Source organism: Pseudomonas sp. c313 (assembly GCF_055407145.1).
Genome location: NZ_JBUZRD010000001.1, coordinates 468,897 through 481,451, shown reverse-complemented (window position 1 = coordinate 481,451; position 12,555 = coordinate 468,897). Strand labels below are relative to the sequence as shown.

The following is a 12,555-nucleotide window of genomic DNA, read 5'->3' as shown; positions in this document are numbered from 1 at the left end:
TCAGTGCCTGTTTTTTACCCTTCCACACTTCTTGTGCGCATCCTGCGTACCTGACCCGAGGATCTTCATGCAACTTAAGCCAGCTGTTACCGCCCTGGTCACTGCCGTCGCCCTGGCATCGCTGCTCAGCGGATGTAAAAAGGAAGAGGCGGCTCCACCCGCTCAAACCCCTCAGGTCGGCGTGGTCACTATTCAACCGCAAGCCTTCACCCTGACGTCCGAACTACCGGGCCGCACCACGGCTTACCGCATCGCGGAAGTTCGGCCTCAGGTCAACGGCATCATTCTCAAGCGTCTGTTCAAGGAAGGCGGCGACGTCAAGGAAGGCCAGCAGCTCTATCAGATCGATCCGTCGGTCTATGAGGCCACCCTCAAAAGCGCCCAGGCCAGCCTGTCGCAGACCAAATCGATTGCCGACCGCTACAAGCTATTGGTCAACGAGCAGGCGGTCAGCCGCCAGGAGTACGACACTGCCGTTTCCAACCGCATGCAATCGGAAGCCAGCCTGCAATCGGCCCAGATCAACGTGCGCTACACCAAGGTATTTGCCCCGATCTCCGGGCGTATCGGTCGTTCTTCGGTCACCGAAGGCGCACTGGTCAGCAACGGCCAGACCGACGCCATGGCAGTGATCCAGCAACTGGACCCGATCTACGTCGACGTCACGCAATCTTCCACCGAGCTGCTGAAACTGCGTCGCGACATGGAAAGCGGTCAGTTGGAGAAAGCCGGTGACAACGCTGCCAAGGTCAAGTTGACCCTGGAAGACGGCAGCAACTACGGCCTGGAAGGCAAGCTGGAGTTCTCCGAAGTCTCGGTGGACGAAAGCACCGGTTCCGTGACCCTGCGCGCAGTGTTCCCTAACCCTGACCACACCCTGCTGCCGGGCATGTTTGTCCACGCACAACTGCAGGCCGGTGTGAACAGCAAGGCCATCCTGGCACCGCAGCAAGGCGTGACCCGTGACCTGCGGGGCATCCCGACCGCGTTGGTGGTCAACCAGGACAATAAGGTTGAACAGCGTGTACTGGTCGCCAACCGTACCGCCGGCGCCTACTGGCTGGTGGAAAAGGGCTTGAATGCCGGTGACCGCGTGATCACCGAAGGCTTGCAGTTCATCAAGCCGGGCATCGAGGTCAAGGTCACGGACGCCAAAAACGCCACGGCCGCCGGTACTGCTGCTGCTCCTGCTGCCGCTGCTGGCAAAGGGGAGTAATTCATGTCGAAATTTTTTATCGACCGTCCCATTTTCGCCTGGGTAATTGCCCTGGTGATCATGTTGGTCGGCGCTCTATCGATCCTCAAGCTGCCCATCAACCAGTACCCGGCTATCGCTCCAACAGCGATCGACATCCAGGTCACCTACCCAGGCGCTTCTGCACAAACCGTGCAGGACACCGTGGTGCAGGTCATCGAGCAACAGCTCAACGGTATCGACAACCTGCGCTATGTCTCCTCGGACAGTAACTCCGACGGCAGCATGACCATCACCGCGACGTTCAACCAGGGTACCAACCCGGACATCGCCCAGGTTCAGGTGCAGAACAAGCTGAACCTGGCGACACCTTTGCTGCCGCAAGAAGTGCAGCAGCAGGGTATCCGTGTAACCAAGTCGGTGAAGAACTTCCTGATGGTGGTCGGTCTGGTGTCGGAAGACGGCAGCATGACCAAGGACGACCTCTCCAACTACATCGTTTCCAACATCCAGGACCCGATTTCCCGGACGTCTGGCGTGGGCGACTTCCAGGTCTTCGGCTCCCAGTACGCCATGCGTATCTGGCTGGACCCGGCCAAGCTGAACAACTTCAAGATGACTCCAGTGGATGTCAGCAACGCCGTCCAGGCGCAGAACGTACAGGTGGCCACCGGTCAACTGGGCGGCCTGCCTGCCCTGCCCGGCACGCAACTGAACGCCACCATCATCGGCAAGACCCGTCTGCAAAGCGCCGAGCAGTTCGAAAAGATCCTGCTGCGCGTTAACTCCGACGGCTCCCAGGTTCGCCTGGGCGATGTTGCTCGTGTTGAACTGGGCGGCCAGAACTACAGCATCAGTGCGCAGTTCAACGGCAAGCCGGCTTCCGGCATAGCGATCAAACTGGCGTCCGGCGCTAACGCCCTGGACACCGCCAAGGCCATTCGCACCACGGTTGCATCCCTGGAACCGTTCTTCCCGCCAGGCATGAAAGCCGTGGTCCCGTATGACACCACCCCTGTGGTGACAGAATCGATCTCTGGTGTAGTCGATACCCTGGTCGAGGCGATCGTCCTGGTGTTCCTGGTGATGTTCCTGTTCCTGCAAAACTTCCGCGCCACCATCATCACCACGATGACGGTGCCGGTGGTATTGCTGGGTACCTTCGGGATCCTCGCAGCCTTCGGTTTCACCATCAACACCCTGACCATGTTCGGCATGATCCTGGCCATCGGTCTATTGGTGGACGATGCGATCGTGGTGGTGGAGAACGTTGAGCGGGTAATGGCCGAAGAACACCTGTCGCCCAAGGAGGCGACGGTCAAGTCCATGGGCCAGATCCAGGGCGCCCTGGTGGGTATTGCCCTGGTGCTGTCGGCGGTACTGCTGCCCATGGCCTTCTTCGGCGGCTCCACTGGTGTGATCTACAAACAGTTCTCCATCACCATTGTCTCGGCGATGGCGTTGTCGGTACTGGTTGCCCTGATCTTCACCCCGGCCTTGTGCGCCACCATGCTCAAGCCGATCGATCCGGAAAAACACGGCCAGCCCAAGAGCGGCTTCTTTGGCTGGTTCAACCGTACCTTCGACCGTGGCGTACTGAGCTACGAGCGCGGCGTCGGCAACATGATCAAGCACAAGTTTCCATCGTTCCTGGTCTACATTCTCATCCTCGCCGGCATGATCTGGTTGTTCACCCGTATTCCGAGCGCGTTCCTGCCCGAGGAAGACCAGGGTGTGATCTTTGCCCAGGTGCAGACGCCAGTCGGTTCTTCAGCCGAGCGTACCCAGACCGTCATCGACGACATGCGTGCCTACCTGTTGCTCGACAAGGAAGGCGAACCTGGCGAAGGCAAGGCCGTGAAGTCGGTGTTCACCGTGAACGGCTTCAACTTTGCCGGTCGTGGCCAAAGCTCGGGCCTGGCGTTCGTCATGCTCAAGTCATGGGATGAGCGCGACGCATCGATGTCGGTGTTCGAAGTGGCCAAGCGTGCCCAGGGCTACTTCTCCCAAACCTTCAAGGACGCCATGGTGTTTGCCATCGTGCCACCGTCGGTACTGGAGTTGGGTAACGCCACCGGTTTCGACGTATTCCTGCAGGATCAGGGCGGCGTCGGCCACGACAAGTTGATGGCGGCACGCAACCAGTTCCTCGGCCTGGCCTCGCAAAGCAAGATTCTTGCAGGCGTACGTCCCAACGGCGTAAACGATGAGCCGCAGTATGAGCTGACCGTTGACGACGAGAAGGCCAGCGCCCAGGGCATCAGCCTGGCGAGCATCAACCAGACCCTGTCGATTGCCCTGGGTGGTAGCTACATCAACGACTTCATCGACCGTGGTCGGGTGAAGAAGGTCTATATCCAGGGTGAGGCCGCTGGCCGGATGTCCCCTGAAGACCTGAACAAATGGTACGTGCGCAGCGACTCCGGGAAGATGGTGCCGTTGTCGGCCATTGCCTCGGGCCAATGGATTTTCGGCTCACCGAAACTCTCGCGCTATAACGGTGTAGCGGCGATGGAAATCCTCGGTACACCGGCACCGGGCTACAGTACCGGTGACGCGATGGCGGAAGTCGAGCGTATCGCCAAGCAACTGCCGGCGGGTGTCGGCTATGCCTGGACCGGCCTGTCTTATGAAGAACGTCTATCCGGCTCCCAGGCACCTGCGTTGTATGCCCTGTCGCTGCTGGTAGTGTTCCTCTGCCTGGCTGCACTGTACGAAAGTTGGTCGATCCCGATCGCAGTGGTACTGGTAGTACCGCTGGGGGTTATCGGCGCACTGATGGCAACCAGCATGCGGGGGCTGTCCAACGACGTATTCTTCCAGGTGGGGCTATTGGTGACGGTGGGCCTGGCGGCGAAAAACGCCATCTTGATTGTCGAGTTTGCCAAAGAACTCCACGAACAAGGCAAAGGCATCGTCGAGGCGGCTATCGAAGCCTCCCGGATGCGCCTGCGACCGATCATCATGACCTCCATGGCGTTCGTCCTCGGCGTACTGCCGCTGGCGATCTCCACGGGTGCCGGTTCAGGCAGCCAACACGCCATCGGTACCGGGGTAATTGGCGGTATGATCACCGCCACTGTCCTGGCGATCTTCTGGGTGCCACTGTTCTTCGTAACCGTGTCAGCCATCGGCAGTCGGAAAAAGACTGACACTACGCAAACTTCTAAAGAGGCTGGCCAATGAGCAAGTCGCTACTTTCCCTGGCAGTTACGGCATTCGTGCTCAGTGGCTGCTCGCTGATACCTGACTACCAGCGCCCCGAAGCGCCGGTGGCCGCACAGTTCCCGCAAGGGCCGGCGTATTCGTCGGCCCAGGCGCCGAGCCAGGCCGCTGCCGAACAGGGCTGGAAACAGTTTTTCCATGATCCTGCCCTGCAACAGCTGATCCAGACCGCGCTGGTGAACAACCGTGACCTGCGTGTCGCGGCCCTGAACATCGACGCCTATGCCGCGCAGTACCGCATCCAGCGCGCCGACCTGTTCCCGGCGGTTTCGGCCAATGGCAGCGGCAGCCGCCAGCGGGTTCCAGCACGGGCCTCGCAAACTGGCGAAGCGGGCATCACCAGTTCGTATTCGGCAACCCTGGGCATCAGTTCCTACGAGCTGGACCTGTTCGGTCGAGTTCGCAGCCTGAGCGAAGAAGCGCTGCAGAAGTACTTCGCCACCGAAGAAGCCCGTCGTACAACCCAGATCAGCCTGGTGGCCAGCGTGGCCAATGCCTACCTGACCTGGCAGGCCGACAAGGAACTGCTGAAACTGACCCAGGACACCCTCGGCGCGTTCGAGGAGAGCTACAAGCTCACCTCCCGCAGCAACGAAGTCGGTGTGGCTTCGGCCCTGGACCTGAGCCAGTCGCGCACCTCGGTAGAAAACGCCCGGGTACAACTGGCGCGCTACACCCGCCAAGTGGCCCAGGACGAAAATAGCCTGACCCTGCTGCTGGGCACCGGCCTGCCGGCGAACCTCGTCAGCAAGCCATTGGCTGACGACCTGTTGAGCGAAGTACCGGCAGGCCTGCCTTCGGACCTGCTGCAACGTCGTCCCGACATCCTGCAGGCCGAGTACAACCTCAAGGCCGCCAACGCCAACATCGGTGCGGCACGGGCTGCGTTCTTCCCGAGCATCAGCCTGACCGCCAATGCCGGCACCCTGAGCCCGGATCTCGGTGGACTGTTCAAGGGCGGTTCGGGGACCTGGTCGTTCGCACCGCAGATCAACATTCCGATCTTCAACGCCGGCAGCCTGCGCGCCAGCCTGGATTACTCGAAAATCCAGAAAGAGATCAACGTCGCGAACTACGAGAAGTCGATCCAGACCGCGTTCCAGGAAGTCTCTGATGGCCTGGCGGCACGTGAAACCTACAACCAACAGTTGCAGGCCCAGCGTGACTTCGTCACCGCCAACCAGGACTACTACCGTCTGGCCGAGCGTCGCTACCGCATTGGTGTCGACAGCAACCTGACCTTCCTCGACGCCCAGCGCCAGCTGTTCAGTGCCCAGCAATCGCTGATCACCGACCGCCTGGCGCAGCTGACCAGCGAAGTAACGTTGTATAAGGCTCTCGGTGGCGGCTGGAGTGAACAAACGGCGAAGAGTGAGCCGTTGAAAGAAGAAGCGCCGAAGTTGAAGTTGTTCTGATAGCACCTAGTTAAAACGAAGCCCACCTTTTGGTGGGCTTTTTGCTTTGCGCAATGAGGACATTGTGGTCAAGCCACCCTAAAAACCATTCCAACGACTTCCGTTCGATCACCGCCCAAAACCCGCCCCACCCGATTGAATCCCCCCACCGCTCCCCCGCACCATTGCTGGCACCTGCAAAACCAATAACAACAGGTAGGCCACCATGACTGTCCGCTCCGGCTGATATCGCTCCACCGACTTTTCCCAGCGCGTTTTTTGTCTGCGACCCCAGGTTGCGGCGTTGCCTTGTTTCATCCCTAACAATTAGAGAGACCCGACTTCATGAGCACCCTCCACGCCCGCAAACTACTGTTGGCCACCGCCGTCGCCAGCCTCGCCCTCCCGGCCCTGGCCGAAGAACACGGCTTTCTGGAAGACGCCAGCGCCAACCTCAACCTGCGTAATTTCTTCCTCAACCGTAACTTCACCAACCCGACCAAGGCCCAGGGCGGTGCGCAGGAGTGGACCCAGAGTTTCATCCTCGATGCCAAGTCCGGCTTCACCCAGGGCACCGTTGGTTTTGGCGTGGACGTGCTCGGTTTGTATTCGGTGAAGCTCGATGGCGGACGTGGCACCGGGGGCACGCAACTGTTGCCACTGGATCACGATGGGCGGCCCGCCGATGACTTCGGGCGCCTGGGCGTAGCATTCAAGGCGCGCATCTCGAAGACTGAGGTGAAGGTAGGCGAATGGATGCCGGTGCTGCCGATCCTGCGCTCGGATGACGGCCGCTCACTGCCGCAAACCCTGCGCGGAGGGCAGATCACCTCCAAGGAAATCGACGGCCTGACCCTCTACGGCGGCCAGTTCCGCGCCAATAGCCCGCGTGACGACAGCAGCATGACCGACATGTCAATGTTCGGAAAAACCGCCTTCACCTCCCACCGGTTCAGCTTCCAGGGCGGCGAATATGCCTTCAACGACAAACGCACGCAGGTCGGCGTGTGGAATGCCCAACTCAAGGATATCTACAGCCAGCAGTACCTCAATCTGATCCACAGCCAACCCCTGGGCGGCTGGACCCTGGGGGCCAACCTCGGATTCTTCTACGGCAAGGAAGACGGCAGCGCCCGTGCCGGCAACCTGGACAACAAGACCTGGTCCGGGATGTTCTCGGCCAAGTACGGCGGCAACACCTTCTACGTCGGCCTGCAAAAACTTACCGGCGACAGCGCCTGGATGCGGGTCAATGGCACCAGCGGCGGCACCCTGGCCAACGACAGTTTCAACGCCAGCTACGACAACGCCCAGGAAAAATCCTGGCAGGTGCGCCACGACTACAACTTCGTCGCCCTTGGCGTGCCAGGCCTGACCGTGATGAACCGCTACATCAGCGGCAGCAATGTGCACACCGCCACCGTGACCGACGGCAAGGAATGGGGACGGGAAAGCGAACTGGCCTACACGGTGCAGAGCGGTACGTTGAAAAACCTCAATGTGCGCTGGCGCAATTCCAGCATGCGTCGGGACTACAGCAACAATGAATTTGATGAAAACCGGTTGATCGTCAGCTATCCGCTAAGTCTGCTGTAAACACGCGACAACCTTGCTGTATGGTGCGCGCCTGCCGCGGCTGATCCAAATCAGCGGCGGCCTTCATTCGAGCACGGTCCACACCATGAAATCCCTTGCCATCGCCTCAGCCGTACTTGCCCTGGCATTGAGCCTGGGCGGCTGCATCGGCCCTCCCATTGCCCTGACGCCGCAGACTGAACACAACCTGCGTGCCCAGGCGCCGATCCGCTTTTTGCTGACCTTCGATGACGGCCCCAGCGCCTCGGGCTTCGACAACCCGAGCCGTTCGGTGCTCGCGGACCTGGCCAGCAACCCGGTACAACCGGGGATCAAGGCGATCTTCTTTTTGCAGACCGAGGCGTCTCGGTCCGGCGGCAGCGCGCGTGGTCGTAAAACCATGGAACGCGAGCACGCTGACGGGCATATCCTGGGTTTCCACACCGCCACTGCCTGGCACACCAATCACCGCCTCCTTGACTCCGAAGAACTGGAACAGTCCCTCAGCCTGGGCGCGGCAACCCTTGAGTCGATCACTGGGGCACCGCCATCGCTGGTACGTCCGCCCTTCTGGAACTACGACAGCCGCACCTTCGCGGCCTATCAGAAACAGGGTTTGCACATCCTGCTGACGGACCTGAGCGCCAATGACGGCAAGATCTGGGGGTTCAATGGCAGCCCGCAGCGGCGGGCCAACCTGCTACGGCAACTGTCGCAAGTACGCGAGCGGATCGCCCTGGGGCAGTTGCCGACAGTGGACGGTGTGATACCGGTGGTGGTGACCTTTCACGACATCAACCGCTACACCGCGCGGCATCTGCAGGAATACCTGCAGATCCTGATGGACAGCGCCCGAGTCACAGGCCTTAAGACAGCTGCCGAGCCGTTCTACACGGATCGCCCGACACTGCAACGCGCCGCCATGGCTCGCACAGTGGGTGATGCCAGCGACGCGGTGCATTTTCCAGGCGTGTGGAATTGGCTGTGGAACGCTGATTCCTTCTGAGTTAAGCAAGCAAGCCAACGTAGGAGCTGTCGAGCCCAGGCGAGGCTGCGATGGCGTCAGCACAGCCAACATTGAGGGTGCCTGACCCACCGCTATCGCAGCCTCGCCTGGGCTCGACAGCTCCTACAGTTGCCGCGACTCAACACCCAACTCATCCCACACCGACTCTGCCAGGTGAAAGGTCGCATTGGCCGCCGGAATCCCACAGTAGATCGCGCTCTGCATCAGCACCTCCTTGATCTCGGCACGGGTCACGCCATTGCTGGCTGCCGCACGCAAGTGCAGTTTCAGTTCCTCACTGCGGTTCATGCCGATCAGCATGGCGATAGTGATCAGGCTTCGGGTGTGCCGAGGCAAACCCGGACGGGTCCAGATATCACCCCAGGCGTGGCGGGTAATCATTTCCTGGAACTCCGAATTGAACTCGGTCAGGGCATCCAGACTGCGGTCGACGTGGGCGTCGCCGAGCACTTCGCGACGCACTTGCAGACCGTCGGCATAGCGTTGTTTCTCGTCCACAAAAAACTCCTCAGTGGGCTAACAGAAATTCCAGCACCCGGTCGCTGAACGCGGCGCCAGCCTGCACATTGGACAGGTGCGCAGCATAGAATTCGGCGTATTCGGCGCCCTGCACATGAGCCTGGATAAAGTGCCCACCGGCCGGTGGCGTGACGGCGTCTTCAGTCCCGGCGATTACCAGGGTCGGCACCTTGATCGACGACAACTGCTCTCGAAAATCGGCATCGCGCACCGCAGCGCAATTGGCCGCATAACCCTGCGGTGATGTCGCTGCCAGCATGTCGGTGATCAGCTTGGCCTGATAAGGGTTGGCTTGGGCAAAATCGGCAGTGAACCAGCGGGCAATCGACGCATCACGCAAGGCAACCATCGCTGCCGCACCGTCGCGCAGGACCATTTCAATCCGTGGGTTCCACACTGCCGGTTCGCCGATCTTCGCTGCTGTATTGCACACCACCAGCCGCCGCAAACGCTGGCCGGCATTGATGCCCAACCACTGGCCGATCAGGCCGCCCATGGACAGCCCGCAAAAATGCGCGCGGTCAATGTGCAGTGAGTCCAGCAGAGCCAACACGTCTCGCCCCAGTTGCTCGATGCTGTAAGGCCCTTCGGTGACCAGGGATTTGCCGTGCCCACGGGTATCGAAACGCAGCACTCGAAAATATTGGGTAAAGGCCGGTATCTGCGCATCCCACATATGCAGGTCAGTGCCCAGGGAGTTGGACAGCACCAGCACCGGAGCATCGTCGGGGCCATCGAGTTGGTAGTTCAGTTCGCCATCGGCGAGTTGTACAAATCCCACAGCAGCCTCCTCAAGCAGTCAATGCAACATGTTCGGCCACAGCGCGATCGACCCAGGTATGTGCCTGGCCCAGGTAGTGCGCCGGGTCCAGTAGGTGATCGAGTTCAGCGGCCGATAATTCGGTGGTGACTTGCGGCTCATCCGCCAGCACCGCACGCAGATGGCGTCGCTGGGCGACGGCACGTTTGCAGCACTGTTCCAACAAATGATGGGCGGTTTCGCGGCCCAGGCGCTGGGCAAGGACGATGCTCACCGCTTCGGCCAGCACCAGCCCCTGGGTCAGGTCGAGGTTACGGGACATGCGCTCGGCGTCCACTTCCAGGCCTTCGCTGACTAGCAAGGCCTGATGCAAGGCGCCAGATACCAACCGGCAAATCTCAGGCAAGGTTTCCCATTCGGCGTGCCACAGGCCCAGGCTGCGCTCGTGCTCCTGGGGCATGGCGCTGAACATCGTCGCCACCAGGCCGGGAACGCGGGTCGCGGCGCTGATAAGCACGGCCGCACCCACCGGATTGCGCTTGTGGGGCATAGTAGAGGAGCCACCCTTGCCCGGCGCCGACGGTTCGAATACTTCCGCCGCCTCGGTCTGCATCAGCAGGCTGATATCACGGCCCAGTTTGCCGAGGCTACCGGCGATCAAACCGAGCACGGCGGCAAATTCCACCAGGCGATCACGCTGGGAGTGCCAGGGTTGCTCCGGCAAGGTCAGCTGCAACTCGACGGCCAGTGCCAACGCTACAGGCATGGCCTGGTCACCCAACGCCGCAAGGGTTCCAGAGGCGCCGCCAAATTGCAGCACCAGCAAACGCGGTTTGAGTTGCGTCAGTCGTTGTCGACTGCGGGTCACCGCGCCAAGCCAGCCGGCGATTTTCATGCCTAGGGTGACGGGCGTCGCGTGTTGCAACCAGGTGCGGCCCGCCAACGGTGTGGCCGCATATCGCTGGGCCTGCACGGCGAGGGTTTCCCCCAACCGTGCCAAATCGTTTTCGATCAGTTCCACGGCGCGGCGCAGTTGCAGCACCAGGCCGGTGTCCATCACATCCTGACTGGTGGCGCCCAAGTGCACATAACGCTCGGCACCGCCGTCGTCTTGAGCAATCTGCTTGCCCAAGGCCTTGACCAGTGGAATCGCCGAGTTACCCGCCGTGGCAATCGCCTCGCCCAGCGCCACCGTGTCGTAGAGAGATGCCAGGCAGGCCTGGGCAATGGGTGCGACCGCCGCTTGAGGGATCAACCCGACCTGGGCCTCGGCCCGGGCCAGCGCAGCTTCAAAGTCGAGCATGCCCTGCAGCCGGCCCTGATCACAGAACACCTCGGCCATGCTGTCGGCCGTGAAATAAGCGTCGAACAATTGATTGCTCGTGCGCGTCGTCATAAACCATCCCTAGGTCGCGCACGCCCGCAACGGGCGCGCGCCAACCGGTTACAGATCGTGGTGCAAGTACGCCGCCTGTTTGGGCAGGCGCAAGCTGAACAGAAACGCCACCGCCATCATGCCGGTAACGTACCAATAGAAGGTATTTTCCAGGCCAATGGATTTCAGGCCCAAGGCGACGTATTCCGCCGAGCCGCCGAAGATCGCGTTGGCCACCGCGTAAGCCAGGCCAACACCCAAGGCGCGCACTTGTGGCGGGAACATTTCCGCTTTCACCAGGCCACTGATAGAGGTGTAGAAACTGACGATCGCCAGGGCCAGGGTGATCAGCACAAAGGCCAGGAACGGATTGGTAACGGTCTTCAGGGTCATCAGGATCGGCACCGTGCACAGCGTACCGAGGGCGCCGAACCACAGCATGGAATTACGCCGGCCAATCTTGTCCGAGAGCATGCCGAACAAGGGCTGCATGCACATATAGAGGAACAATGCGCCGGTCATGATGTAGCTGGCGGTCTTGGCGTGCATGCCGGCGGTATTCACCAGGTACTTCTGCATGTACGTGGTGAAGGTGTAGAAAATCAGCGAGCCGCCGGCGGTGTAGCCGAGCACGGTGATAAACGCCGCCTTGTGGTCACGGAACAGCGCGGCAATGCTGCCAGCGTCCTTGTTTTCCCGCATTTCCTTGCTGCTGGTTTCTTTCAGGGAGCGGCGCAGCAACAGCGAGATCACCGCCGCGATGGCACCGATCACGAACGGTATCCGCCAGCCCCAGGCCCGCAGTTCATCTTCGGTAAGCAGTTGTTGCAGGATCACCACTACCGACACCGCCAGCAACTGCCCGCCGATCAGGGTCACGTACTGGAACGAGGCGAAGAAACCGCGCTGGCCCTTGAGGGCTACTTCGCTCATGTAGGTCGCGGTGGTGCCGTATTCGCCGCCCACCGACAGGCCCTGAAACAATCGCGCCGCCAACAGCAAGGCAGGTGCCCAGGCGCCGATGTCCTTATAGGTTGGCAAAAAGGCGATGACCAGGGAGCCGGCGCACATCATCAGCACCGAGATCATCATCGAGTTCTTGCGCCCGTGCTTGTCGGCCACCCGGCCGAATAGCCAGCCACCGATCGGGCGCATCAGGAAGCCGGCGGCAAATACACCGGCGGTGTTGAGCAGTTGCACAGTGGGGTCGTCCGACGGAAAAAATGCCGGGGCGAAGTAGATGGCGCAGAAGGCATAGACGTAGAAGTCGAACCATTCGACCAGGTTGCCGGAGGAAGCCCCGACAATTGCAAAAATCCGTTTGCGGCGTTCTTCTCCGGTGTAGTGACTTGTGGTTGTTGTCATGTTTTTTTCACTCGTTGGGAACGGCTTGAAGTCTAGACATACTTTGCAACAAACTCGTTCCGCAAGCAGACGCTGGGATATGGGTTGCCTGGGCCGGCCTCATCCCTGTAGGAGCGAGCT

At 60.7% G+C, this 12,555-nt stretch carries 9 protein-coding genes; 5 read left to right on the top strand and 4 right to left on the bottom strand.

Annotation, left to right across the window (positions count from 1 at the left end; all coding sequences use genetic code 11):
* Positions 1 to 67 precede the first annotated feature (67 nt).
* The 5 genes from ACZRKZ_RS02295 (at position 68) to ACZRKZ_RS02275 (ending at position 8,395) form a co-directional block, all read left to right on the top strand.
* The gene (locus ACZRKZ_RS02295) at positions 68 to 1,216 is read left to right on the top strand and encodes an efflux RND transporter periplasmic adaptor subunit (RefSeq protein ID WP_463980592.1); all 1,149 of its coding nucleotides are present in this window, start codon (positions 68 to 70) and stop codon (positions 1,214 to 1,216) included.
* A 3-nt stretch (positions 1,217 to 1,219) separates the two neighbouring features.
* Entirely contained in the window at positions 1,220 to 4,381 is a 3,162-nt protein-coding gene (locus ACZRKZ_RS02290; RefSeq protein ID WP_463980591.1) for an efflux RND transporter permease subunit, read from the top strand.
* Entirely contained in the window at positions 4,378 to 5,835 is a 1,458-nt protein-coding gene (gene emhC / locus ACZRKZ_RS02285; protein ID WP_463980590.1) for an efflux RND transporter outer membrane subunit EmhC, read from the top strand. Before ACZRKZ_RS02290 ends, emhC begins: the two co-directional genes overlap by 4 nt.
* 324 nt (positions 5,836 to 6,159) lie before the next feature.
* Entirely contained in the window at positions 6,160 to 7,410 is a 1,251-nt protein-coding gene (locus ACZRKZ_RS02280; RefSeq protein WP_463980589.1) for an OprD family porin, read from the top strand.
* 85 nt (positions 7,411 to 7,495) lie between these two features.
* Entirely contained in the window at positions 7,496 to 8,395 is a 900-nt protein-coding gene (locus ACZRKZ_RS02275; protein WP_463980588.1) for a polysaccharide deacetylase family protein, read from the top strand.
* 123 nt (positions 8,396 to 8,518) lie between these two features.
* Here ACZRKZ_RS02275 and pcaC read toward each other — a convergent pair whose 3' ends face one another.
* The 4 genes from pcaC to ACZRKZ_RS02255 are packed head-to-tail and all read right to left on the bottom strand — an operon-like array spanning position 8,519 to position 12,435.
* Positions 8,519 to 8,914 (bottom strand): 4-carboxymuconolactone decarboxylase, encoded by a 396-nt coding sequence (gene pcaC / locus ACZRKZ_RS02270; protein ID WP_463980587.1) that lies wholly within the window; start codon positions 8,912 to 8,914, stop codon positions 8,519 to 8,521.
* A gap of 10 nt (positions 8,915 to 8,924) precedes the next feature.
* Positions 8,925 to 9,716: a 3-oxoadipate enol-lactonase gene (gene pcaD / locus ACZRKZ_RS02265; protein ID WP_463980586.1), complete on the bottom strand. Its 792-nt coding sequence runs from the start codon at positions 9,714 to 9,716 to the stop codon at positions 8,925 to 8,927.
* Between the two features lie 10 nt (positions 9,717 to 9,726).
* Positions 9,727 to 11,091, bottom strand: a complete 1,365-nt coding sequence (locus tag ACZRKZ_RS02260) for a 3-carboxy-cis,cis-muconate cycloisomerase (protein WP_463980585.1) — start codon at positions 11,089 to 11,091, stop codon at positions 9,727 to 9,729.
* Positions 11,092 to 11,139: 48 nt separating this feature from the next.
* Positions 11,140 to 12,435, bottom strand: coding sequence for an MFS family transporter (locus tag ACZRKZ_RS02255; RefSeq protein ID WP_133099335.1), 1,296 nt, complete (start codon positions 12,433 to 12,435; stop codon positions 11,140 to 11,142).
* Between the last annotated feature and the right edge of the window lie 120 nt (positions 12,436 to 12,555).